The sequence below is a fragment of the Bradyrhizobium algeriense genome (assembly GCF_003062295.1).
In the GTDB taxonomy this organism is placed as follows: Bacteria; Pseudomonadota; Alphaproteobacteria; order Rhizobiales; family Xanthobacteraceae; genus Bradyrhizobium; species Bradyrhizobium algeriense.
In genome coordinates, this window is sequence record NZ_PYCN01000333.1 from 1 (window position 1) to 229 (window position 229).

A 229-nucleotide genomic window follows, 5' to 3' on the forward strand; every position below is an offset into this window, starting at 1 on the left:
GCGCCTGGCTTGGACTGGTGCCGAAGCAGATCTCGACCGGCGACCGCACGATCCTCGGCAAGATATCAAGGCGCGGCAATCGCTACCTGCGCGCGCTGTTCGTGCAAGCCGCGTGGGTCGTGCTGGTCAAGGTCAAGTGTTGGGAGCGCTATGGCCTCAAATCTTGGATCGAAGCCGCCAAGAAACGATTGCACCACAACGTGCTGGCGATTGCGCTCGCCAACAAGCT

1 protein-coding gene is annotated in these 229 nt (G+C 61.1%); it reads left to right on the plus strand.

The window, feature by feature from the left end; genetic code table 11:
- Positions 1 to 229: transposase (locus C7G61_RS43720; protein ID WP_145963886.1), on the plus strand; the 229-nt coding region annotated here is incomplete at both ends.